Raw genomic sequence first — 22,566 nt, 5'->3', positions numbered from 1 at the left:
TCTGCTCAGGCGTTCGCAGCCAGCAGGCCGTTATCAATCGCTGAATTCCGCACGGACTTCTGAATCTTCTCGAAGGCCCGCACTTCAATCTGGCGAACCCGTTCGCGGGAAATACCGTAAACCTGGCTCAGATCTTCCAGTGTTTTCGGCTCTTCCGTAAGACGGCGTTCGACAAAGATATGCTTCTCGCGGTCATTCAGAACATCCATCGCACCAACCAGCAGGGATTTCCGCTTCCCGAATTCATCATCTTCGGCCAGCATGGTTTCCGCACTGTCCGTTTCGTCAACCAGCCAGTCCTGCCACTCCCCTTCACCGTCAATACGCAGGGGAGCATTCAGGGAATGATCACTGGCCGCCAGACGACGGTTCATGTCCACGACATCCTTCTCGGGCACGCCGAGCTTGGTCGCGATTGATTCGACGCTTTCAAGGGACATATCACCCTCGTCGATTTCCTTCATCTGCCCCTTGAGACGACGAAGATTGAAGAACAGCTTCTTCTGTGCGGCGGTGGTCCCCATTTTCACCAGCGACCATGAATGCAGGATATATTCCTGAATCGAGGCACGGATCCACCACATCGCATAGGTTGCCAGCCGGAACCCGCGTTCCGGGTCGAACCGTTTCACCGCCTGCATCATGCCGACATTGCCTTCCGAAATCAGTTCGCCAACCGGCAGGCCATAACCGCGGTAGCCCATGGCAATTTTGGCTACCAGACGAAGATGACTGGTGACAAGCTGGTGCGCGGATTCAATATCGTCCTCGTCGCGCCAAGCATGCGCAAGTCGCTGTTCTTCCTCAAGCGACAGCATCGGAAATTTCCGGATACTCTGGAGGTAACGGGAAAGATTGTCTTCCGGGTTTATGGAGAGCGCTGTCGTCAGATTGCTCATCGCATGCGTCCTTTCATGTTTTGCTGATTCCAGTATCCGACAAATCTTGTCGGAATTATGACCCGATCGACCTTATTTTCCATCTTCCCGGAAAGTCCGGCTGATCGGATACGGTTAGAATCCGCCTGTTCCTGTACGTGTTAACGAAACAGTATCAAATCTCGTTCCAGAGGTATACAGATTATTTTATGGTATCTAAAACATGAATTAAATCATTGATATCTTTTGGATATTCTGAAGAAAAATGCATCCTCTCAAGGCTTTTCGGATGCTCAAACCCGATCAACTTGGCGTGAAGTGCCTGGCGAGAGAAGGCATGCACGGCCAGTGGCATCTCAACGGCTGCCCGTTTAACCCTTCGCTGCGCACGGGAATAGACCGGATCACCCAGCAGCGGATGCCCCGTATGCGACATATGGACACGAATCTGATGTGTCCGTCCGGTTTCCAGACGGCATTCGACAAGACTAACGGTTCTGGCAAAAATTCGTTCCGTCCGATAATGTGTGACGGCTGATTTTCCACCGGACGCACGAACCGCCATTTTCTTGCGATCCTTCGGTGACCGTCCGATAGGCAGGTCAATCCTGCCCGTCCCCGGATTGGGCACTCCCCAGACAAGTGCACCATAAGCCCGGTCAAGGCTATGTTCCGCAAATTGCCGTGACAGCGACTGATGGGCGATATCATTTTTGGCAACGACCATCAGACCACTGGTATCCTTGTCGATACGATGCACGATGCCCGGTCTTTTCACCCCGCCGATACCGGACAGACTGTCGCCGCAATGCGCCAGCAGGGCATTCACCAGCGTGCCATCCGGATTTCCGGCAGCCGGATGCACCACCATACCGGCCGGTTTGTCGATGACGATAACATCGTCATCTTCGTAAACGATGGTCAGATCAATGTTCTGCGCCACCGGCACGGCATCTTCACTGGCCGGAACCGTGATCGAAAATGTCTGTCCCGACCGGACTTTCATTGACGGATCAAGACAGGAGCCATCCGAGCCTGTAATATGGCCATCCTGAATCAGCTGCTTCAGTCTGGTACGCGACAGTCCCTCTGATCCGGAAGCCAGAAAGGCATCCAGACGCCTGCCGTCTTCTGCTTGCGTTACCGTGACTTTATGCGTTTCGGACTTGTGCAACCGGCTCTCCAACGCCATGAAATGTAACGGAGGCTTGCCAGTGACGGGGATGCTGTAAAGCTGTTTCTCAAATGACCTGACAATCTGGGATTAAAATTCAATCGGTATGGCTTCGGAAACAACTCCAACATCGACGGCAAAAACGGCGCCGGGCAAACCACGTGATCACGCTGCGGCACTGCTGGCGAGCTTTGATACCGGCGATCTGAACGCTATGGAAACAGAAGCCGGGCAGCTGTTATCCGTCGGTGGCACACCGCCGGACCTTCTGCGACTGTTCGCCATGCTGGCCGAAAAGGTCAATGCCGACAGTGTCGCAGAGAAATTCTACAACCGGCTGGTCAAGCTGAACCCGACGCTTCCCGGTCAGCATCGCAAACTTGGCCGGATACAGCTGCGTCTCGGTCAGCGCGGTGCCGCGATGCGCACCCTGAATGCGGCCCTGTCTGTCGACAAGACTGATTCTGAGGCCAGAACGTTGCTGGCCGGTTTGCTGGACGACCTCGGACGGCAGGATGAAGCCCGCAAACATTATCGCACCGTTACCGAACAGGATCCGGAAAATGCCGAAGCATGGCTGAAGCTTGCTCAATGCTACTGCGCCGTAAACCGGCACAAAGAAGGCATCGATGCTTTCGACAGGGCCATTGATATTGATGAAAACCGGATCGCAGCACATGTCGGAAAGGCGGAGGCTCTGCTGGCCTCCGGTAACTTTGATCAGGGATGGCCTGAATATACCTGGCGCCCCGGCGGCAAGGCGACAGACTCATCAGGAAAGCCTGTCAGCGAGATTTCCTCTTTCGCCGGCAAACGTGTTCTGCTGCGGCAGGAAGATCATATGTCAGAGACAGTTCTGGGTCTGCGTTATGCACCGCTGCTGCGGGAAAGTGGTGCCCGGGTAACACTTGCCGTCGACCGCAAATACATGCCCCTGCTGCTCGACAGCGATCTGTCTGACGACATGATCGAACCGGATGCCACCGAGACCGACTGCGACATCGAGATGAAATTGCTCACGGCCCCCAGTTTCCTGCGTGCCGGGGGGACCACCCAGCCACTTGCCAGCGGCTATCTGAACCCCGTCGCCAAATCACCGAAAGTTGCAGAGAAGGGCCTGCGGGTGGGGATTGCCCTGCGCGCGCCCGGAAACCGGGACGAAACGATCCCTGTGGCCCGCCTGCGGGAAGTCCTCACGATTCCCGCTCCCGTCAGTTTCATCAGTCTGGAGAACACCGGTGCGGAAGACTTCAGGAGCATCAACTGGGCTGAAGGCCGGGTAAAACCGGCCACTGGCGATATGGATGATCCGCGCCAGCTGGCTGCCGCCCTGTCTGAAGTCGACCTTGTCATCGCCGCAGGAGGTGAGGTCGGACATATCGCAGGTGCCATGGGCATTCGCTGCTGGGTTGTGCTGCCCGTCAATTCAAACTGGATGTGGGGAACCTCAGGCGACCGCACAACCTGGTACAACAGCATCAGGATATTCCGGCAGACCGTGGCGGGACGCTGGAGCAAACCGCTTGAATCACTGAGAAAATCGTTATTAACACTGGCGACGGTCGTTGATGATCCGGCCATGACATCCCGAACGGGATCAAAACTCCCGACAGCATCCGGAGAAAGCTGATGAAATTCCTGAAAGCACTGGTCATCGGCATGGGCGTTCTGATCATTGCCGGCGTCATTGCCGTCGGCTATGGCCTCTATCGTCAGGTATCCGGTACAGCGAAGACGGCGGAACAGCCGCTTGCCAGCCAGCCGGAACGATCTGCCGTGACGCGCGCCCCCTTTGGGACACAGGAAATCGCCATTGAAAAGGACGAGCGCATCGTCGAAATCAGCTACCCTGACGGGCGGGCAGCCGTCCGGATTGCCGCCAGCGACGGATCAGAACGGATTGTTCTGTTCGATCTGGCTACCGGTCAGCAACTCGGGTCAATCCGGTTCACGCCACGCCTCTGACCTTCAGCCGGCAGATTTCCAGAACAACCGAATTTTCTTTGAAACGAAAGCAGAGACAATCATGCCTCCACGCAGCAATCCACTTAAACTGAACAAGCTCCAGCTTCGCACCCTGGCACTGGCACAGGTTCTCGCCGGACAGGACAATATTTCTACCCGCGATCCGGAAAGTGGTGATGTCCGGATCAACCGGCTGCCGCATGCCCATGGCGATCATGTTCATATCGGCTCCTTCGTTGTGTCCTCCCGGGATGCCAGCGGCTTTGCCAACCCGTCGGTATGGGTGGCTCTGGAACGCAAAGGGTTGTCCCGCGACTACAGCCCGCTTGGCGTAACACTGACAGCAGACGCAATCGCCTATGATACGGGCCTCAGCGATCAGTTCCTTTCCGATTCAGATCACTAGACCAGAGCGCCGCCAGCTTATTGCCACGACAGGCAGTACCCCACCTGTTAGACTCCCGGCAGCGATCACGCTGTGGAGAGTCAGATGCAAGAACTGCCCAAGATATTCGAGAATCTCAGACAAACTGCTTTCGATGTCTTCAGCACGATCCTGAATTACCTGCCTGACCTGCTGGGCGCTGCCCTGCTGGTTCTGGTCGGCTGGTTCGTCGCAAAGTTCGCCCGTCGCGGAATGCGGCGGCTCGGTGATCTGATAAACCGGGGGCTCGACAGTTTTCTGACAAAGGGCAGCCTCGCAAGGTTCCGGCTGTCCGTCGCGGCAATATCCCTGCTCGCCAATATCTCCTTCTGGCTGGTCATCTTCATCTTCTTTTCCGCCGCAACAAATGTTGCCGGACTTGATGCCTTCTCCTCCTGGCTTGATGACATCGTCTCCTACCTGCCGACGGTGCTGGCCGGGATCATGATCGTTCTCGTCGGGTTTCTCGTCAGTACCTTCGTCCGGGACCTGACCGTATCCGCGGCAGCCACCGCACGTTTCAGCCAAGCCGACCTGTTCGGCAGCATGGCGCAGGGCATAACGCTGCTGATTGCCACGGTCATCGGTCTCGATCAGATCGGTGTCGATGTTACCTTTCTGGTGATTATTCTTGCGGTCGCCTTCGCCGCCATTCTGGCCGGATTTGCCCTGGCATTCGGACTGGGCGCACGGGACCTCACAGCCAATCTGATTGCCGCCCATTACCTGAAAGAAGATGTGGAACCGGGACAACAGGTCAGAATCGGTAAAATCGAAGGTGTTGTGATCGAAATCACCCCGACATCCTTTGTGCTGGATACGGAAGCCGGTCGTACGGTTATCCCTGCAACTCTCGCACAGAATTCAACGGTCACGATTCTTGCCGGGGATGATTCGGATGAATGACCAGCTTGAACTGACACTGGGCTTCATCGAGGAGCAACCCCGGGAAGCTGCCGAAATCATCGCCGCTGCCGAACCGGCAGAAGGCGGAGCCTTTCTGGCCTTCGCCCCGCTGCGTTCCGCAATCCGGCTGACCGAACATCTGCAACCCTGGTCGGCCGCACTGATTCTGGCCGAAGTGCCGCTGGACCGTACAGTCGCTATCCTGCGTGATATCAGTTACGCGGATGCAGCAGCTATTCTGCGGCATGTGGCTGAGGCCGAGCGCGCCGGGATACTGGAGGCCCTGCCCGCAAGGCTGTCACGCGACATTGAGCGCACCCTGAACTATCCGGTCCTGACCGTTGGTGCCTGGATGGATGTCTCTACCCCCTACTTCAAAGTCACGACAACTGCCGGCGAATGTCTGAAAGGACTGCGCAGCCAGGGGGAAAGCTGTGGTGGTATGGCCATCGTGACAGGCCGTGGCCGGCGATTTGCCGGTGTTGTCGAACTGGAGAAACTGCTGCTTCTGAACGATGACCAGCCGATTGGTGATATCATCGACAGCACATTTACCCCGCTCTCTGCCCGCGCCTCCCTGTCAATGGCGCACAGCAATCCGGGATGGCGGCGGTTCAGCGGTCTGCCAGTCATCAACCGTCGGAATGACGTGATGGGCCTGCTGCGCCAGGACGCGCTGGAACAGGCAGAGAAGCTGGTCGTTCCGGCGTCACTGCCCCGGTCAGGGGATTCCATCGCCGGACATCTCGCCACCGGCTTTGTCATTACCATCAGCGGCTTCATCCAGTTACTCTCTCCCGACAGCCGGCCCGGACAAGACGTTTCTGCCGTCAGGGAGCGATGAATGATGACCACAGCCCCCACACATATCATTGATGCGCTGAACCGGCGCTATCTCGTCGATCATCCCATGCTTGCGGCAACCCGGCTGGAAACCCTCTCGCCTGAAGATGCGGCAGAAATTCTGCAGGCCCATCCGGTTGACCTGTTGCTCCCGGTCTGGTCCCGGCTTGTTCCCGGTGTGGCAGCAATGCTGCTTGTCCGTATGTCCGATGATGCGATCACCGCAATCCTCGCCAACCTGCCGCCGGCTGCCGCAATCCGGGTGACCAGCCAGCTGAAAGATGACGACCTCAGGCGGATCCTGGACATTCTGCCGGATCATATCTCAAAGGAGATACAGATACTGATGGCCCATCCGGCAGATACCGCCGGGCGACTGATGGACCCGAAAGCACAGAGTTTCCGCGAGAAATCAACTGTAGGGCAGGCCCTTACCCTGATGCGCGAAGCCGGTCAGGGTATCGGCACGGAACTGTTTCTGGTCGATGACGAAGGCCGGCTGACAGCCCGGGCATTGTTGCAGGATGTCGCCATTGCTGATTCCCGGATCAAGCTGTCACGCCTGTCCAGACCTCTCACCGCGACGGTCCAGCCGATAACCCCGCAGCAGGAGGTTGCCGAACTGTTTGAAAGCCGGGAAGTTGCCAATCTTCCGGTGACCGATCTTGACGGCCGGCTGGTCGGCGTCATCCCGGAGACCGCATTGCTGCATGCGGCGCAACAGGATGCCACCGCCGACATGCAGACCATGGTGGGTGCCAGCCGCGATGAACGCGCTCTTTCCTCTCCGTTCTTTGCGGTTCGCAAGCGGATGCCCTGGCTACAGATCAATCTGCTGACCGCCTTTATGGCTGCCGCTGTAGTGGGATTTTTTGAAAGCACAATTGCCCAGTTTACGGCACTGGCTGTCCTGCTGCCTGTCGTTGCCGGACAGTCCGGAAATGCCGGTGCACAGGCACTTGCCGTCACCATGCGGGGCCTCGCATTGCGTGAAATCACCGCACGGCAATGGATGGCCGTTACCTTCAAGGAAGGCCAGGTTGGTCTCTATAACGGTATTGCCATCGCGATCACCTGTTCCCTCGGGGTTTATTTCTGGAGTGGTTCCTACGGGCTGGTGCTGGTGATCTCCTCCTCGATGATACTGGCCATGATCGCCGCCGGATTTGCCGGGGCCATCGTGCCAATCATGCTGGTACGACTGGGGCAGGATCCGGCCCAGTCATCCTCCATTGTTTTGACAACGGTGACCGATATTGCCGGGTTTACGGCTTTCCTTGGCATTGCAACCTTGCTCTCAGGCCTGCTGTAACGCCGAAGCCCACCCTGCGGGCCTTTTCAATCAGACAGCAGCCCGCTATGGAGTTGGGGAACTCAGCACGGGGTACTGTAATGGTTGACGGACTTATTGACGCATGGCGACTTGATGGCCATGGCGGCGCTGTCTGGGTCGGAGATGACGTCGCTGCCGCCATAGCCGAGCCTGATCAGATTGTCTGGCTGCATCTTGACCGGACAGTCAGCGGTGTCGACAAGGTTCTGAAAGACATGCTTGGCGTCGAACCTGTGATTGCCAATGCCCTGCTGGCCACCGACACCCGTCCGAGATGCGAAACCTATGATGACGGACTGCTGATCAACCTGCGCGGCGTCAATCTCAATCCCGGCGCAAATCCGGAAGATATGCTGTCTGTCCGCATGTGGGTGACGGGACATCTGATCATCTCGCTCCGCAAGGCGAAGCTGATGTCCGTTGACGATATCCGGCAGCGCCTGAAGCGTGGTTCGGGCCCCAGGAACACCTCTGAACTGGTGACCGACCTGGCGCTTGCCCTGTCCGAACGCATGGCACCGGTCATTCTGGGAATGCATGACCGGCTGGACGGACTGGAAGAATCCGCCGTCGCCGAAAGCGGTCAGGAAAGCCGGGCCGAGCTGTCCGAAACCCGTCGGCAGATCATTGCCCTGCGCCGGTTCATCGCCCCCCAGCAGGTGGCACTTTCACATCTGTCGGTGACAGAGGTTACCTGGTTCGCAGAACGCCAGCGCATTCGTGCACGCGAAGCTCTCGACGCCATTACCCGCTATGTCGAAGACCTCGACAGCCTGCGGGACAAGACCGGGGTGATTCGTGATGAAATATCGAATGCCATATCAGAACGGCTGAACCGGAATATGTATGTTCTGGCGATCATCAGCGTGATCTTTATTCCACTCTCGTTTTTCACCGGACTGCTCGGTATCAATGTCGGCGGCATTCCCGGCACAGAAAGTTCGACAGCCTTCCTGATTGTCTGCCTGGTACTGATTGTCGGAGCCATTCTCGAAATCTTTATTCTGAGATGGCGTCGCTGGTTCTGACATCGGGGGAATTCGGACTTTCCCGGTCAAGAATCCCGTTGCAGGCCATTATTCCCTGTGAGACGCTGCAAATGTAACAATAATGAAATAAAAATGCTTTAGGTCAGGCAAACCACACACTAGGGAGTTCACAGAGATGAAGTTTTTTGCTGCTACTACATTTGCCGTTGCAACCGCAGCGCTTGCATTCAGTGGTTTTGCCACCACTGCACAGGCACAGGAAGAGTGCAACCGCAGCTTCCTCGACAGCCGTTATTGCGACAGAGATCGCGATCTTACGGCGGATCTGCCGCTCGATTCAAAAGACTGGGTCAATCCGGACACCCTGATCTTCTCCTACACACCGGTTGAAGACCCGGCTGTGTATCAGAAAGTCTGGGATGGTTTTATTCAGCATATGGAAGAAACCACCGGCAAGAAGGTTCTGTTCTTCCCGGTCCAGTCGAACGCCGCCCAGCTTGAGGCTCTGCGTTCAGGTCGTCTGCATATTGCCGGTGTAAACACGGGTTCCAACCCGATCGCCGTTGCCTGCGCCGGTTTTGTGCCTTTCGGCATGATGGCCGCAAAAGACGGCAGCTTCGGCTACGAAATGGAAATCATCGTTCCGGCTGACAGCCCGATCCAGTCAGCAGCTGACCTGAAAGGCAGAACGCTTGCCTTCACCGCGCCGACATCGAACTCCGGCTTCAAGGCACCTTCGGCGATCCTGAAATCAGAATTCGGCCTGATTGCCGATACCGATTTCAAAACTGCCTTCTCCGGCAAGCATGACAACTCCGTGCTTGGCGTTGCCAACAAGGATTATGACGCCGCTGCTGTCGCCAACTCGGTGATGAAACGGATGATCGACCGCAAGGTTGTCGATCCTGCGAAGATCCGCTCGATCTACAAATCCCAGACTTTCCCGACCACAGGTTATGGCCTTGCCCACAATCTGCACCCGGAACTGGCGGCGAAGATCAAGCAGGCATTCTTTACCTTCCAGTGGGAAGGCAGCGATCTGCAGAAGGAATTCAAGGCTGAAGGTTCCTTCGTCTCGATCAGCCACAAGTTCAACTGGGATGTCATTCGCAAGATTGATGCAGCGAATGGCGTGACTTATTCCTGCAAATAAGTACTTAGCTTCGGCTGCTGCCGGGTCCGGCCTGACGGTCAGGCCCGGCAGCTTCCATTTCTGAAACCGGCAGCGGCAGGACAATCCGATGTTGAAACTCATCGACCTCGTAAAACAGTATCGAACCGGCGACCGTGCCCTGAAGAATGTCTCTCTTGAGGTTCCTGACGGTCAGGTAATGGCACTGATCGGCCCGTCAGGGGCCGGTAAATCGACCCTGATCCGCTGTGTAAACCGGCTGGTTGATCCGACCTCCGGGAAAATTTTTCTCGGTGACATAGAACTCACCTCACTTGGTCAGGGAGCGTTACGACGTGCCCGTCGCCGGATGGGCATGATCTTTCAGGAATACGCCCTGGTGGAGCGCCTGACGGTGATGGAGAACGTTCTTTCCGGACGTCTCGGTTATGTCGGTTTCTGGCGCAGCTGGTTCCGTAAATTCCCCCAAAGCGATATTGATGAAGCATTCCGGCTTCTGGAACGGGTTGGCCTCGACCATATGGTCGACAAGCGCGCTGACGAACTGTCCGGCGGACAACGCCAGCGGGTCGGTATCTGCCGCGCCCTGATCCAGAATCCCGACCTGCTGCTGGTCGATGAACCGACGGCTTCACTCGACCCGAAAACCTCTCGTCAGATCATGCGGCTCATCAATGAGCTCTGCAAAGAACGCGGACTGGCTGCAATCATCAACATTCATGATGTCATGCTGGCGCAGATGTTCTCTGAACGCATCGTCGGTCTGCAACTCGGCGAGATCGTCTATGACGGCCCGCCAGATGGCCTGACCGGTGATGTTCTGACCCAGATCTATGGCGAAGAAGACTGGGAAGCCACGATCCGCAAGGTCGAGGATGAAGAAGACAGCCTTGATGACGACTCTGCTCCCCCCGCGCCGCGCACACCGGTCATCGACCGCGAGCGTCTCGCTGGCGAAGCCGGCTGACGGGGTGATCTGACATGACGGCAACCACAATACATCGGAAATGGTCAAAGCCACCGATGATCCAGAGCCTCCGCCTGCGCTGGTTTCTCGGCCTTGGCGCGGCAATCTATCTGGCGCTTGCCTTCGGGACGCTGGAAATCAACTGGACCCGGGTGATTGAAGGATTACCGCGCGCCCAGGCCTTTATGGGGGCGTTCTTCCCGCCTGATTTCACCTCGCGCTGGGACGCCATTGCCGATGGTATATATGAGAGCCTCTGGATGACTGTGACATCCACGGCCGTAGGTATCCTGATTTCCATTCCGGTCGGGCTGGGCGCTGCCCGTAACCTGGCACCCCGGCCTGTTTACCTGTTTTGCCGGTCGATCCTTGCTGTCTCGCGCAGTTTTCAGGAAGTCATTCTGGCTATTTTCTTCGTCAAACTGTTCGGTTTCGGCCCCTTTGCAGGGTTCGTTACCCTGTCTGTGGCAACCGTCGGTTTCTACGGCAAGCTGCTGGCCGAAGATATCGAAGATATGGATATCGGTCAGGCTGAAGCCGTTAAAGCTACCGGCGCCAGCTGGTTCCAGTGGCTGAACTATTCGGTACAGCCACAGGTCATGCCGCGCATGATTGGTCTGGGCCTTTACCGCTTTGACATCAACTTCCGGGAATCAGCCGTGGTCGGTATTGTTGGTGGTGGCGGAATCGGCGCCACGCTCAACACGGCTTTCGACCGCTATGAATTCGATTCTGCGGCGGCGATCCTGCTGATCATCATCGGTATCGTCATGTTCGTTGAATATACATCCGGCTATGTCCGAAAATGGGTGCAGTAACATGCCAGTAACAACCCGCGACGCAGGCACAAAACTCTGGCAGCGCCGGACAACGAAACTGCAACTGATGATCTGGGGGGCCTGGCTTGTCGGGGTCGCCCTCTTTGTCTTCTGCTGGCAGCTGATTTCCGACAAAACGATCTGGTTCTTTGTCTCTGACGCACCGACGCAGGCGGCAGACCTTGGCTCGCGGATGTTCCCGCCAAGCTGGGAATATGCCTCGGTAATCTGGAAACCGCTCTGGGATACCATCAACATTGCCACGCTCGGCACGCTGATGGCGCTGATCCTCGCTGTGCCGATTGCCTTCTGCGCGGCCCGCAACACCACCCCCAGTGCGGTATTCGTACGGCCTGTGGCCCTGTTCATTATCGTCGCATCCCGCTCCATCAACTCGCTGATCTGGGCGCTGATGCTGGTGACGATTCTCGGCCCCGGCGTGTTCGCCGGCATTATCGCGATTGGCCTGCGTTCCATCGGTTTCTGCGCCAAGCTGCTATACGAAGCCATCGAGGAAATCGATCCCAGCCAGACCGAGGCAATCAGTGCGACCGGAGCCTCCGGGGCACAGGTTCTGTCCTACGGTATCGTGCCGCAGATCATGCCGGCTTTTGCAGGTATCTCGGTCTTCCGCTGGGACATCAATATCCGGGAATCAACCGTTCTCGGGCTGGTCGGTGCAGGCGGGATCGGCCTTCAGCTCTCGGCTTCGATCAATGAACTGGCCTGGTCTCGGGTATGCCTGATTCTGATCGCAATCATTGTGACAGTGATTGTCAGCGAATGGGTTTCAGCGAAAGTTCGCCACGCAATCATCTGACCGCAAGCAGATGATCCACCAGTTCAACAAATCCGTCACCACCTTCCCCGGCGGTAATCCATGTCGGCAGCGCTTCACAACGACTTGCGAAGGGGACGAGATTGGCAACCCCGACCGACTGATCGAAAAATCCGAACATCGGTGCGTCGTTGGGTGAATCGCCGGAAAAGGTGAAGCCGGACTTCAGTTGCTGTTCTGACTGACCAAATATCTCGGCCATCAACCGCCGGGTCATGGCCAGCTTGTCATAACTGCCGAACCAGCCATTCACATGTATTGAGCTGACCTTGGCAACAGCACCTGCCGCCTCGAACGCCTCGACAATCTGCTGAATTTCACCGTCAGACAGCGGGCCTGTATCTTCGGCAAAATCGACCGCGAGATCGGTTTCGCGAAAAGCCTGATCTGCTGCAATCCGGGCATCGGGAACAGCCGCCAGAATAACCGGAGCCAGTTCGGCCAGGCGCTTGCGATTAAGGTCACGTTGGTCCGGGTCATCCGCATACAGCCGCTGCATCTTCCGGGCTGCGGCATCATAGCGATATGCCAGCGCCCCGTTCTCACCAACCACCGCATCGACAGGCCATGTCCGCGCGATCATGTCGCACCAGCCAGCCGGCCGTCCGGTTACCGGGATCACCAGCAGGCCCGCCTGTTGCAGACGTTCCATTGCCGCGAAAACCCGTCCGGGAACCCGGCCCGAAAGCGTCAGCGTGTCGTCAATATCCGTGAAAACGCCACGCAGCCCTGACCCCGCATCCGCCCATTCGGCAAGCGGACGCATTCGTCCCTCAGTCAACATGCCCGAAGCCGTCATCCGTTTGAACTGTCTTTTGGTAATTTTCCGGCGATGCCAAAAGCGGCCTCACGCTCTTCCATCTCATGCCAGATTTCCGAGGGCGAAATCCCCATCTCGGCCCAGAGCACCGTGAGGTTGTAGATCAGATCGACGGATTCATGAATCACCTTGTCGCGCTGCCCCGTTACGCATTCAAGCGAGACCTCGACCGCCTCTTCTGCGACCTTCTTGGCAATCTTGATCCGGCCGTCCCGGAACAGCTTGGCCGTCCGGCTTTCGGGCGGCGTTTCGCCGCGTGCAACCACGACCGTATTATAGAGACGATTGATAGGCTCAGACATGGGAACTCATTATGCTTTCGGGGCAACAATTGGCGATGGTGGCGGCTGAACGGCCTTCGCCAGGCTATCGGCTTTCAGGCGGCTTTCTGCCAGTTCACCGGCCTGCTCCAGAATCGGGTAGGCCACAGCCGTAATGTGACTGTTGATCCGTTTCAGATCCCGCAGCACATCAAGATGCAGTGAACTGGTTTCAAGTGAGTCCGCGCGCCGCTGGGTCACCCGCGTGTAATGCTGCTCGATCAGAGACAGTTCCAGATCCCGAATGGAAGTCTTCTCGCGCAGCAGGTCCCGCGCCATTTTCAGATCCCCGGTCATGAACACATTCAGCGCCGTATCCATATTGGTCAGCACCCGGTCATGGAAGGAGCGCAGTTCTTCAAGACCATCAGCTGAGAAACTGGCCTTGCGCCGGATTTTCTTCCCCGCCAGTTCCATTAGATTCTTGTCGATGATATCACCTACATGTTCCAGGTTCGTGGTGAAGGACAGAACCTCAACACTGCGGCGGCTTTCTGCCCGGTCCAGTTCTTCCCGGCTCAGCCGGGTGATATAGAGCTTGATGGCTTCGTGAAGCTGATCGACCAGATTGTCTTCCTTCTCGATCTCCTTCATCAGCACCGCATCATCACGCTCGAAAACCTCCATACTGCGCGACAGCATGGAGCGGGCCATATCCCCCATACGCAGGGTTTCACGGGCCGCATTGGCCAATGCCACCGCCGGCGTGTCCAGAGATCCCTGTTCAAGGTAACGTGGCTGACCGGGGTCATCGGTTACGACCACATCCGGACAGATCAGTTCCGTCAGCCGGATAACCAGAGGCAGCAGCGGCAGGAATACCATCGCCAGGACCAGGTTGAATCCGGTATGGAAGTTCGCCAGCATTCGCGCCGGATCATCCGCCGTCAGCGCCAGGTAAGGCTGCACCCAGGGCAGCAACATGGCAAAGGCGGCAACACCGACAAGCCGCATGAACAAATTGCCGATCGTGATCCGCCGGCCGGCTGGCGCACTGCCGAAGGTCATTGCAAAGGCAATGATACCGCTCCCCAGATTAGCGCCAAGAACCATAGCCATGGCCAGTTCCAGACTGAGCAGCTGTGTCGCTGCCAGCGACATGACCAGCAGAATGATTGCCACGCTGGAATGGGAAAGCCACGTCACGAGGGCGGCCACCAGAATGGCCAGCATCGGCTCGTCCGCCAGCGGACGCATCAGGACAGAGAAAATCTCTGAACTGCGCAGCGGAGCCGAAACCCCGACAATCAGCTTCAGCGACAGCAACATCAGTCCGAGACCGATGGCCGTGCGGGCAAACCCCCGCCGCTTGCTGGAATCACTGCTGAGGAAAGCGGCAACACCAACTGCGATCAGAGCCGGTGACAGCCAGCGGATATCCATCGAGAAGACCTGAACAACAGCCGTGGTACCAATATCGGCCCCCAGCATGATGGCCAGACCCGCCATTACGGTCAGCATACCCCGGGAGACAAAACTGGCCGTGATAATCGCCGTTGCCGTACTGCTCTGCAGAACCGCGGTCACACCAAGGCCGGCAAAAAATGCAGTAAACCGGTTCCGGGAGGACATGGAGAGACCGCGGCGCAGGGTTGCACCAAATGCTCGGTTAAACCCGGTTCGCACCATTCGGGCGCCCCATAGCAACAGAGCTATGCCACCCAGAAGATTAACAATTGTTTCCATCAGTCTTTTTATGACACCCCGAAGTAAGCCAGCGACTCAATATTACGCGCTTTCAACTAGCGCACCAAACGAGAAACGCTGAAAGTTACCTGTTTCCAACAACAGGGTTAGTCGAGAAGCACAATTTTTCGTAACCTGCCCGATCATCCATAGAGAAAGCCTATGCAGAAATGATCGACGTCTATAGCTGGGACACCCCCAACGGTCAGAAAGTTACCATTTGTCTGGAAGAGTGTCGTCTTAAATATCGTCTTGTCCCGGTCAATATTCGACAGGGAGACCAACGCGACAGCAGCTTTCTGGAGCGCTTCCCGAACGGGAAAATTCCGGCGATTGTTGATCACGGCTGCCAGTCGGGAAGACCGGTTCAGCTGTTTGAATCAGGCGCGATCCTGCACTATCTGGCGAACCGGTCTACAGCCCTCGCGATCAAGGGCCCGGCGGAACAGGCAGCAATCCTGTCCTGGCTGTTCTGGCAGGTCAGCGCTCTTGGACCAGCTATTGGCCAGTGGGGCCGGAATGCGGGACCTGACGGCACAGCACAGGTCGAAGTCTGGTTTCGGCAGGAAGTCATCCGGCTGATGACAGTTCTCGACCAGCGTCTTGCGACGAACGACTATCTTGCGGGATCAGCCTACAGTATCGCCGACATCGCCTGTTTCACATGGTTGCGCCGGGAATCGATCTATATGCGCCGGTTTCCGTTCGACAACCTGCCGGATTTTCCGGCGACCCGGATCTGGCTGGACCGGATTGCCGAACGCCCTGCCGTCCGGCGTGGCCTTGCAGCATCGGCAACACTGACAACTGACTGACCTGCCCCGCCAGCCTTGACAAGGGAACGCCCTCTCCGCATGGTCTTCGCATGGGGCCTGCGGATGCCCCGTGAGGCGTCAGCCCAAATACCGCATCCTTTAACCTTTCCAGAGAAAGGGGATGCATTATGGCGTCACCAGCAGAAATATCCGTCACCCGCCTTAACCGTCTTGTCGGCACACCGGATTGTCCGGTCCTCATAGATGTCCGGACAGACGAGGATTTTAGTGACGACCCCCGTTTAATCCCCGGTGCCTTTCGGCACCCTTTTACCGAAATCGCCAGTCTTGCGCCCCCCATGGCCGGGCGCAAACTCATACTCTATTGCCAGAAAGGCCTGAAAATCAGTCAGGGTGCCGTCGCCATTCTGCGTGATCTGAGCATCGATGCAGAAAGTGTGGAAGGTGGTCAGTTCGCCTGGCGGGACGCCGACCTTCCAATGACAGAAGCTGACAAACTGCCAATCCGTAACAAGGCCGGCCGGACAGTCTGGGTTACGCGTCAGCGGCCGAAGATCGACCGGATAGCCTGCCCCTGGCTGATTCGCCGGTTTGTTGATCCCGCTGCACAGTTCCTGTTCGTCACCCCGTCACAGGTCATGGGCGTTGCCGATAAATTCGGCGCAACCCCCTTTGATGTTGAAGATGTTTACTGGAGTCACCGGGGGCCGCTCTGCACCTTCGATACAATGATTGCAGAGTTCGGCCTGAGCAGCAGCGCACTGGAACATCTGGCAACCATTGTCCGGGGCGCGGATACCAACCGCCTGGGCCTTGCCCCGGAATCCGCCGGCCTGCTGGCGGCATCGCTGGGCCTGTCACGAATGTACCGGGATGATCTTGCACAGCTTGATGCTGGCATCAGCATTTATGATGCCTTCTATCGCTGGTGCAGAGACGCCACCGGCGAGAACCATGACTGGCCGGCACTATCTGCGTCCGGCTGATCTCCAACCCGGACAATCCACTGCCGAGACGTCCTGTTTTCAACCTCGACGGTGGACAAACGGCCGTTCTGCTGCATGATCCCGACAATCTTGAATTTCATCCAACCCACTCATTCAAAGAGGTTTTTCTCTTTAATGGGAGTCTGGAAAGTCAGCCATCAATGCGGAGAAAGCAGACCATGCTGAGAATATACGGATTATCGATCGTCGTGACGATCATCTGCATGGTACTCGGATATATGTGGGGCGGCTGGACCGGGCTTTATCTGGTTGCCGTCCTCTCCGTTCTTGAGGTCTCTCTGTCTTTCGACAATGCGGTGGTGAACGCTACCGTGTTGCGGGACATGAACAGGCTCTGGCAGCAACTGTTCCTGACCGTCGGCATTCTGATTGCGGTTTTCGGCATGCGCCTCCTGTTCCCACTGGTCATTGTGGCCGTCGTCGGGGAAATCAGCGTACCGATGGCCGCCGACATGGCCCTGAATCAGCCGGTACGTTATGCAGAACTGCTGACCGCTTCCCATATCCAGATCGCGGCCTTCGGCGGATCATTCCTGCTGCTCGTCTTTCTGTCCTATTTCATGGATGACGAGAAGGAAATGCACTGGTTCAAGGCGCTGGAACGACTGCTCGGCGGCATGGGGAAACTGGAATCAATCACCATCATCATCGCTCTGCTCGCCGTCCTTGGCCTGCAGGCAGTGGTGCCGGAAGCCGATCGCCTGTCGGCCCTGCTTTCCGGGCTGGCCGGCATTATTCTCTACGCCTTTGTGAACAGCCTCGACGCTGCCTTTCAGATTGACGAAGACAGCGTCTCCGCCACCGACGTTGCCAAACGCTCCGGCGTCATCGGTTTCCTGTATCTGGAACTGCTGGATGCGTCTTTCTCCTTCGATGGCGTCATCGGTGCTTTCGCGATCACCAAGGATGTTATCATCATCATGCTGGGCCTCGCGGTGGGCGCCATGTTTGTCCGCTCGATGACCGTCCATCTGGTCCGCCGCGGCACACTGGATGAATATGTCTATCTGGAGCACGGTGCGCATTACGCCATCGGCACGCTGGCCTGCATCATGCTGGCCAGTGCCGTCATGCATATTCCGGAATGGTTCACCGGGCTGATCGGTATCACGTTTATCGTACTCGCGCTGGTATCCTCGGTTATCTACAAAAAGCGACTGGCTCAGGAAGCCTGAGACGGTATGACGGGCTGATGTTCTTCTGACCGGTATAGTCGTGCCAGCCGGTCCGGGGATACGCCGAGATGAAACAGCATGTGAAGCAGAACCCACTGGCCAAAAATACGCCAGGGTCTGCGTCCGGCAAAACGCCGTGAGGAAGTTATCGCCCCCGGAGCGTCAAGACAGACCGTCCGGCAGCCCGCCTCGATCCGGCGGACAAAGTCATAGTCTTCCATCAGGCTGATCGGCCTGATCCCGCCGAGCGCATCATAATCAGTCCGACGGACAAAAATGGCTGAGTCACCGTAATAGAACCCCTTTCTGCGAAGCCAGCGATAATAGCCGGTGAGCCAGCCGGCAAAGCCGGTGTCGCCGTCAAAGGTCAGCGCAAAGTTGCCCCCGGCAACCCTGTCATCGGCCAGACTGGCCACAATCTGCTTCAGTGCATTGTCCGGCAGGCGGGTATCAGCATGCAGAAACAGCAGAACATCACCAGACGCGCCCCCGGCACCCGCCGCCAGCTGCTGCCCGCGTCCGCGGGGCGCATGTACCAGCCTTGTCCCATACGCCAGGGCGATATCCGCAGTGCGGTCGGTACTGCCACCATCTGCGACAAGGATCTCGCAGATCCTGTGATCCTTCAGGGCTGGCTGTTGCAGGACATACCGAAGCCCGTCCGCCTCATTCAGGGTTGGAATGATGATGCTGATTTTCATGCCGCCACTGTTGTCATACTTGCATCACCGATCCTCAGACCATGTTTTGCCAGTTCCGCTTCCCGGGCGGCCCAGGCCTCATCAAGCCACACTGGCCAGGGCTTTGGGCCATTGATGATATCAAACGGGCGGATACGCCGGATCACACTGTTCATCGTCGTAAACCAGAGCTGGCGCAGATGGCGATGAATGTGCCGGTGTTCGGCAAGAGGCAGGGTTGGCAAGGATGCCTGACACCAGATCCTGCCGAAGGCAACATGCCTCGCCTCATCCCGTGCGATGATATCACTGATCTCGCTAAACAGGGGGCAGGGTAGCCAGCGGCGGACATCCTGCTGCAACATCAGACTCTCACCTTCCAGGATACAGTGAAATGCCAGGATGATGCCGTCAACCGGGCCGTCCCAGCTCAGCGCCTGATCATAGGCGAAAGCCAGTTGCGGTGTGATGTCTGCGCTCCCGCCCAGCGCATCGACATAGCGTTGGTAAATCGCCGCATGCCGCATTTCATCGCAATACTGGGTTTCGAGAAAAACCTGCGCTGCCGCAGAGTCCAGCCGGGATGAAATCTGCCGGCACATGCCCGCCGTCGCCATCTCACCATGCAGGAACTGGCTGACGGCCCAGCCTGCCAGCCGTTTCGGGAGCCAGAACGGAAGTTCTGGCCGCCTGCTCCAGTCAATATTTTCGACTGACTGCTGCTGCGCGCGCACACCCTTGTCGGCCAGCCGCCGCAACCGGAATTCTGTCTCTCCTCCGGAGGTCATCGCCTGGATCCCGGATCAGCGCTATCCGGCCCGAGGTGCAACCCACGGATTTCCCCGGTACTTTGACCCCCGAGATCGTCATTATCGACAGAAAGAGCGATAAAGCGGAGATGGTCAGGCTCGACCTGCCCGTCCAAAGCACGGCGGATATCCGCCTGAAGATCCCGGTTCTCCTCAAGCCAGACACCGTTTGCCATGTCACCCGCCCGCAGAACCATTACCGCCCCGCCGGGGAAGTAAGGGTTTGCAAACAGGGCACCTCCCTGCCCGTCACCGCCGAATACATAGGTCAGCACATGGGTGACGCGGGGATAACCATAGGCCCGTGCCAGGGTTCCAAACAGCATCTCGCTGCTGTCCGGCTGATCGAACCAGAGATGCAGGGCAAGCGGCCGGTCGTCACCGCCCTGCCGGGTCAGGTCACTGGGCGAAAAATTGCCTTCAGCCCGCCAGCGCCAGCGGGCTGTCAGCCTGTCGGATTCGGGTATCCTGAGCGGCCGGTAGAAGAAGCTGACACCACCCGACGAGACAAGCCGGACCAGATCATCATCCCGCAGCGATATCTCTGCCGCCGGGCGACCCGGCACATCAAGCTGTTTCCAGTCCGCATCCAGACTCAGAATATCGGCCGCCATGGCAGACGCCGTCGTCATGGTCGCGAAAACAAGACTGACAACGCACAGTTGCCGGAAGGGAAATCTAGCGATCATTCAGCGACCAGTCGTACCGGGTGTCATCGAGAGCAGCTTTCCGGCGCAGGATTGCAGCCAGCTCAGGCTCTGCGTAGCGCAACAGATGAGCAATGACACCGGCCTCGTCTCCGCCGAAATCCGCAATGAACCAGTCATAGATCCTGGAGACCATGATGGAATCACCCTCAACGCTTACCCCCCGGGAGTCATTGACGTAATCACGGGCAGCAGCGGTCAGCGCAGCATCGGTATTTTCAGCTGTAAAGGCATCTCGTCGAAGGTCGGGACAGCCGATGGAAGCGCAGTTGACCCCATAATGAATACGCGGGTCACGCCAGACCGGGCGTAATATCCGGTGCTCGATATCGTTCAGACTGACCTGCTCTCCCTCAATGGTGACCAGCTTTTTGCCCCAGGGTCCGTCAGAGAAAAAACCCGGAGAAATATCGATATCACGGATGCTGTCGACCGGGTAATGCGTCAGGACAACCTGTACCGTCAGGGCATTATAGAGATTCATCCAGTAGGCCAGTTGTTCGTCGCGGCCATAGCGACTGACCGGCAGACCGGCAAGACCGGCGATATAATTGTCCAGCAGCAGCCTGTCTTCGGTACTCACATCAGCATAGCGGACCAGATTTGCGCCCGCCGGATCTGCCACAACATGCCGTTTCAGGAATCCGTCCCACGGTGAATGATCGATCACCGCCGTGCTGGCCGGATCATGTGCCTGCCAGCGTTCCCAGAGATCAGCATCCGGCGCAAACAATCGTTCGCCACTGCCGAACCCGGAAAGCAGAATAATCAGGAGAAGCGTCGCCGGGGCACGGAAAATCAGTCGCATCAGATGCAGAGCTCACAACAGGTTAAGAACCGGCCAGAGACTACTGCGCCCTGCCGAAAGAAGAACTCAACACTGCGTCACGACCGCGTGAGAGACTGCGTGATCAGCGTTCGCGGAAGGACTCGTCAATGCCGCGAACCAGCGGTGCCAGCACATACTCGTAGATACCGCGCTTGCCTGTCTTGATTTCTGCCGTCACCGACATGCCCGGCCCGACCTTCCCCTCGCCCGCTTCCGGCCGCATCATCGTCCGGTCCATCGATACCACCGCCTGATAATAGGTCTGTCCGGTTTCCGGATCAGCGATCGCATCTTCCGACATGGTCAGGACCTTGCCTTTCAGCATGCCCCATTTTGTGAACTGAAAGGCATCAACCTTGATCTCGACATCCTGACCGGGCGTCACAAAGCCCTTATCCTTGTTCTCCACCCTCGCCCGCACCTCAAGGCTGTTGCCAGAGGGGACAACCACCGCAACGATTTCCGCCGGATTGACCACCTGCCCGATCGCCTTGGCGTTCAGTTCCTGCACTGTGCCATCCGCCGGAGCGGTCAGTATCTGCCGGGTCTCGCGCTTGCGTGCCTTGACCAGTTCCTGCTCAATCGCAAAAGCCTGCTTTTCGGCTTCCTTCAGTTCCGAGTTTATCTGGTTCCGGAATTCGGCTTCTTCCAGACGGCCTTTCTGAATCACGTTGCCAATCTTCACCACATTCAACTCAGCCATCCGGCGCTTTACCTGGGCTTCGCCTTCCAGCGTAATCAGTTCCAGCCGCATTTCCTGAAACTTGGTGCGGGCAAACTGCTCACGGTCGACCAGTGTCTTGTAGCGTCCGACCACATCCCGCTTGATGATGACCTGTGAGGTCAGGCTCTCGGCCTCGCTGCGCAGCGAGGCGGTTTCCGCTTCCAGGACGGCAACCTCGCCATCGTAATTCTTCAGCGATTCCTGATGACGTTGCCACTGGCTCCGCAACAGTGCCATCTGCCGGCCGATCTGAACGATTGTTGCTTCCGGCGGCGGCTCAAAGGCTTCTGTCGGGTCCGGTGCCAGCAGGGCTTCAAGCCGGGCAATATCCAGCCGTGACTGCAACAGCTCGGCAGCCAGCCGTTCGGCATCCGCGGCAGTTTCGGTCGGGTCGAGTTCAAGAATGGGATCACCGGCAGAGACAACCTGTCCGTCCCTGACATATACCGAGCGAACAACGCCAATTTCAACCGGCTGGATCGGCATATTACCTGCCGTCGCAACCACCTTTCCCGGTGCCACGGCGACGATGTCCAGTTCGCCGAGAAAAGCCCAGGTGATAGACGCCACGACAAACGCAATGATCGTCCAGATGATACCGCGACCAATGGTTGCCGGCGGCGTCTCGGTTACTTCAAGGACAGCGGGCAGGAATTCCAGTTCATTGCGGCTGCGGCTGCGCTGCTTTGGCGCCTCTTTTTCAGCCCGCAGGGAATCCCGGACAATGGCCAGATGATGCGCGATATTGCGGAATATACCGAACATT

24 protein-coding genes are annotated in these 22,566 nt (G+C 57.4%); 14 read left to right on the top strand and 10 right to left on the bottom strand.

All coding sequences use genetic code 11. The features are described 5' to 3' along the window. Positions 1-5: 5 nt before the first annotated feature. Both rpoH and GH722_11790 read right to left on the bottom strand, forming a co-directional pair. Entirely contained in the window at positions 6-899 is an 894-nt protein-coding gene (gene rpoH, locus GH722_11795; GenBank protein ID MRG72441.1) for an RNA polymerase sigma factor RpoH, read from the bottom strand. A 181-nt stretch (positions 900-1,080) separates the two neighbouring features. Beyond that, entirely contained in the window at positions 1,081-2,070 is a 990-nt protein-coding gene (locus tag GH722_11790; protein ID MRG72440.1) for an RluA family pseudouridine synthase, read from the bottom strand. Positions 2,071-2,158: 88 nt separating this feature from the next. Between GH722_11790 and GH722_11785 the strand changes: the two genes are divergently transcribed. From GH722_11785 to phnE (GH722_11735), 11 genes are all read left to right on the top strand, one after another. Next, complete coding sequence (locus GH722_11785) at positions 2,159-3,682, top strand: tetratricopeptide repeat protein (GenBank protein ID MRG72439.1); 1,524 nt, start codon at positions 2,159-2,161, stop codon at positions 3,680-3,682. Beyond that, complete coding sequence (locus tag GH722_11780; protein MRG72438.1) at positions 3,682-4,017, top strand: hypothetical protein; 336 nt, start codon at positions 3,682-3,684, stop codon at positions 4,015-4,017. The genes GH722_11785 and GH722_11780 overlap by 1 nt, the downstream gene beginning before the upstream one ends. Before the next feature lie 61 nt (positions 4,018-4,078). Beyond that, positions 4,079-4,423, top strand: coding sequence for a hypothetical protein (locus GH722_11775; protein MRG72437.1), 345 nt, complete (start codon positions 4,079-4,081; stop codon positions 4,421-4,423). A gap of 84 nt (positions 4,424-4,507) precedes the next feature. Beyond that, a complete protein-coding gene (locus GH722_11770; protein MRG72436.1) occupies positions 4,508-5,347 on the top strand; it encodes a mechanosensitive ion channel in 840 nt (279 codons plus the stop codon). Beyond that, positions 5,322-6,191 (top strand): hypothetical protein, encoded by an 870-nt coding sequence (locus GH722_11765; GenBank protein ID MRG72435.1) that lies wholly within the window; start codon positions 5,322-5,324, stop codon positions 6,189-6,191. Before GH722_11770 ends, GH722_11765 begins: the two co-directional genes overlap by 26 nt. After that, the gene (locus GH722_11760) at positions 6,192-7,502 is read left to right on the top strand and encodes a CBS domain-containing protein (protein ID MRG72434.1); all 1,311 of its coding nucleotides are present in this window, start codon (positions 6,192-6,194) and stop codon (positions 7,500-7,502) included. A 47-nt stretch (positions 7,503-7,549) separates the two neighbouring features. Beyond that, entirely contained in the window at positions 7,550-8,551 is a 1,002-nt protein-coding gene (locus GH722_11755; protein ID MRG72433.1) for a zinc transporter ZntB, read from the top strand. A gap of 136 nt (positions 8,552-8,687) precedes the next feature. Next, positions 8,688-9,665 (top strand): phosphate/phosphite/phosphonate ABC transporter substrate-binding protein, encoded by a 978-nt coding sequence (phnD, locus tag GH722_11750; protein ID MRG72432.1) that lies wholly within the window; start codon positions 8,688-8,690, stop codon positions 9,663-9,665. An 88-nt stretch (positions 9,666-9,753) separates the two neighbouring features. Beyond that, positions 9,754-10,611, top strand: a complete 858-nt coding sequence (gene phnC, locus GH722_11745; GenBank protein ID MRG72431.1) for a phosphonate ABC transporter ATP-binding protein — start codon at positions 9,754-9,756, stop codon at positions 10,609-10,611. A gap of 14 nt (positions 10,612-10,625) precedes the next feature. Beyond that, positions 10,626-11,429 (top strand): phosphonate ABC transporter, permease protein PhnE, encoded by an 804-nt coding sequence (gene phnE / locus GH722_11740; protein MRG72430.1) that lies wholly within the window; start codon positions 10,626-10,628, stop codon positions 11,427-11,429. A 1-nt stretch (position 11,430) separates the two neighbouring features. Continuing rightward, positions 11,431-12,249: a phosphonate ABC transporter, permease protein PhnE gene (gene phnE / locus GH722_11735; GenBank protein MRG72429.1), complete on the top strand. Its 819-nt coding sequence runs from the start codon at positions 11,431-11,433 to the stop codon at positions 12,247-12,249. Here the strand turns inward: phnE (GH722_11735) and GH722_11730 are convergent. Genes GH722_11730 through GH722_11720 form a run of 3 tightly spaced genes read right to left on the bottom strand, consistent with a single transcriptional unit; the run spans position 12,242 to position 15,093 of the window. Further along, positions 12,242-13,033 (bottom strand): HAD-IIB family hydrolase, encoded by a 792-nt coding sequence (locus tag GH722_11730; GenBank protein ID MRG72428.1) that lies wholly within the window; start codon positions 13,031-13,033, stop codon positions 12,242-12,244. The two genes, phnE (GH722_11735) and GH722_11730, sit on opposite strands and share 8 nt — an antisense overlap. 29 nt (positions 13,034-13,062) lie before the next feature. Next, complete coding sequence (hisE, locus tag GH722_11725) at positions 13,063-13,389, bottom strand: phosphoribosyl-ATP diphosphatase (protein MRG72427.1); 327 nt, start codon at positions 13,387-13,389, stop codon at positions 13,063-13,065. A 9-nt stretch (positions 13,390-13,398) separates the two neighbouring features. Then, positions 13,399-15,093 (bottom strand): Na/Pi cotransporter family protein, encoded by a 1,695-nt coding sequence (locus tag GH722_11720; protein MRG72426.1) that lies wholly within the window; start codon positions 15,091-15,093, stop codon positions 13,399-13,401. Positions 15,094-15,263: 170 nt separating this feature from the next. On the opposite strand from GH722_11720, the gene GH722_11715 reads away from it, so the two are divergent. The 3 genes from GH722_11715 to GH722_11705 all read left to right on the top strand — a co-directional run bounded on the left by GH722_11715 (position 15,264) and on the right by GH722_11705 (position 18,051). Further along, on the top strand, positions 15,264-15,908 hold the full coding sequence (locus GH722_11715; GenBank protein MRG72425.1) for a glutathione S-transferase family protein: 645 nt from the start codon (positions 15,264-15,266) through the stop codon (positions 15,906-15,908). Between the two features lie 128 nt (positions 15,909-16,036). Next, positions 16,037-16,855 carry a sulfurtransferase gene (locus tag GH722_11710; GenBank protein MRG72424.1) on the top strand — a complete coding sequence of 273 codons (819 nt, stop codon included), beginning with the start codon at positions 16,037-16,039 and terminating at the stop codon, positions 16,853-16,855. Positions 16,856-17,034: 179 nt separating this feature from the next. After that, complete coding sequence (locus GH722_11705; protein ID MRG72423.1) at positions 17,035-18,051, top strand: DUF475 domain-containing protein; 1,017 nt, start codon at positions 17,035-17,037, stop codon at positions 18,049-18,051. On the opposite strand, the gene GH722_11700 is transcribed toward GH722_11705, so the two are convergent. The 5 genes from GH722_11700 to GH722_11680 all read right to left on the bottom strand — a co-directional run bounded on the left by GH722_11700 (position 18,039) and on the right by GH722_11680 (position 22,565). Next, the gene (locus tag GH722_11700) at positions 18,039-18,752 is read right to left on the bottom strand and encodes a glycosyltransferase (protein MRG72422.1); all 714 of its coding nucleotides are present in this window, start codon (positions 18,750-18,752) and stop codon (positions 18,039-18,041) included. The genes GH722_11705 and GH722_11700 overlap by 13 nt on opposite strands. Then, entirely contained in the window at positions 18,749-19,519 is a 771-nt protein-coding gene (locus tag GH722_11695) for a hypothetical protein (GenBank protein ID MRG72421.1), read from the bottom strand. Before GH722_11695 ends, GH722_11700 begins: the two co-directional genes overlap by 4 nt. After that, positions 19,516-20,229 (bottom strand): DUF3047 domain-containing protein, encoded by a 714-nt coding sequence (locus GH722_11690; GenBank protein ID MRG72420.1) that lies wholly within the window; start codon positions 20,227-20,229, stop codon positions 19,516-19,518. The genes GH722_11695 and GH722_11690 overlap by 4 nt, the downstream gene beginning before the upstream one ends. After that, the gene (locus GH722_11685; GenBank protein ID MRG72419.1) at positions 20,219-21,055 is read right to left on the bottom strand and encodes a DUF547 domain-containing protein; all 837 of its coding nucleotides are present in this window, start codon (positions 21,053-21,055) and stop codon (positions 20,219-20,221) included. The genes GH722_11690 and GH722_11685 overlap by 11 nt, the downstream gene beginning before the upstream one ends. 103 nt (positions 21,056-21,158) lie before the next feature. Then, entirely contained in the window at positions 21,159-22,565 is a 1,407-nt protein-coding gene (locus tag GH722_11680) for an HlyD family type I secretion periplasmic adaptor subunit (GenBank protein MRG72418.1), read from the bottom strand. Position 22,566: the final 1 nt, after the last annotated feature.

The sequence above is a fragment of the Alphaproteobacteria bacterium HT1-32 genome (assembly GCA_009649675.1).
GTDB lineage: Bacteria > Pseudomonadota > Alphaproteobacteria > Rhodospirillales > HT1-32 > HT1-32.
The sequence above is the reverse complement of the archived record's forward strand: the minus strand, read 5'-3'. Positions and strand labels throughout refer to the sequence as shown.

Coding starts and splice junctions, on each gene's coding strand:
- rpoH (MRG72441.1), bottom strand. CDS start 899: ATGAGCAATCTGACGACAGCGCTCTCCATAAACCCGGAAGACAATCTT.
- GH722_11790 (MRG72440.1), bottom strand. CDS start 2,070: ATGGCGTTGGAGAGCCGGTTGCACAAGTCCGAAACGCATAAAGTCACG.
- GH722_11785 (MRG72439.1), top strand. CDS start 2,159: ATGGCTTCGGAAACAACTCCAACATCGACGGCAAAAACGGCGCCGGGC.
- GH722_11780 (MRG72438.1), top strand. CDS start 3,682: ATGAAATTCCTGAAAGCACTGGTCATCGGCATGGGCGTTCTGATCATT.
- GH722_11775 (MRG72437.1), top strand. CDS start 4,079: ATGCCTCCACGCAGCAATCCACTTAAACTGAACAAGCTCCAGCTTCGC.
- GH722_11770 (MRG72436.1), top strand. CDS start 4,508: ATGCAAGAACTGCCCAAGATATTCGAGAATCTCAGACAAACTGCTTTC.
- GH722_11760 (MRG72434.1), top strand. CDS start 6,192: ATGATGACCACAGCCCCCACACATATCATTGATGCGCTGAACCGGCGC.
- GH722_11755 (MRG72433.1), top strand. CDS start 7,550: ATGGAGTTGGGGAACTCAGCACGGGGTACTGTAATGGTTGACGGACTT.
- phnD (MRG72432.1), top strand. CDS start 8,688: ATGAAGTTTTTTGCTGCTACTACATTTGCCGTTGCAACCGCAGCGCTT.
- phnC (MRG72431.1), top strand. CDS start 9,754: ATGTTGAAACTCATCGACCTCGTAAAACAGTATCGAACCGGCGACCGT.
- phnE (MRG72430.1), top strand. CDS start 10,626: ATGACGGCAACCACAATACATCGGAAATGGTCAAAGCCACCGATGATC.
- phnE (MRG72429.1), top strand. CDS start 11,431: ATGCCAGTAACAACCCGCGACGCAGGCACAAAACTCTGGCAGCGCCGG.
- GH722_11730 (MRG72428.1), bottom strand. CDS start 13,033: ATGCGTCCGCTTGCCGAATGGGCGGATGCGGGGTCAGGGCTGCGTGGC.
- hisE (MRG72427.1), bottom strand. CDS start 13,389: ATGTCTGAGCCTATCAATCGTCTCTATAATACGGTCGTGGTTGCACGC.
- GH722_11720 (MRG72426.1), bottom strand. CDS start 15,093: ATGGAAACAATTGTTAATCTTCTGGGTGGCATAGCTCTGTTGCTATGG.
- GH722_11715 (MRG72425.1), top strand. CDS start 15,264: ATGATCGACGTCTATAGCTGGGACACCCCCAACGGTCAGAAAGTTACC.
- GH722_11710 (MRG72424.1), top strand. CDS start 16,037: ATGGCGTCACCAGCAGAAATATCCGTCACCCGCCTTAACCGTCTTGTC.
- GH722_11705 (MRG72423.1), top strand. CDS start 17,035: ATGCTGAGAATATACGGATTATCGATCGTCGTGACGATCATCTGCATG.
- GH722_11700 (MRG72422.1), bottom strand. CDS start 18,752: ATGAAAATCAGCATCATCATTCCAACCCTGAATGAGGCGGACGGGCTT.
- GH722_11695 (MRG72421.1), bottom strand. CDS start 19,519: ATGACCTCCGGAGGAGAGACAGAATTCCGGTTGCGGCGGCTGGCCGAC.
- GH722_11690 (MRG72420.1), bottom strand. CDS start 20,229: ATGATCGCTAGATTTCCCTTCCGGCAACTGTGCGTTGTCAGTCTTGTT.
- GH722_11685 (MRG72419.1), bottom strand. CDS start 21,055: ATGCGACTGATTTTCCGTGCCCCGGCGACGCTTCTCCTGATTATTCTG.
- GH722_11680 (MRG72418.1), bottom strand. CDS start 22,565: ATGTTCGGTATATTCCGCAATATCGCGCATCATCTGGCCATTGTCCGG.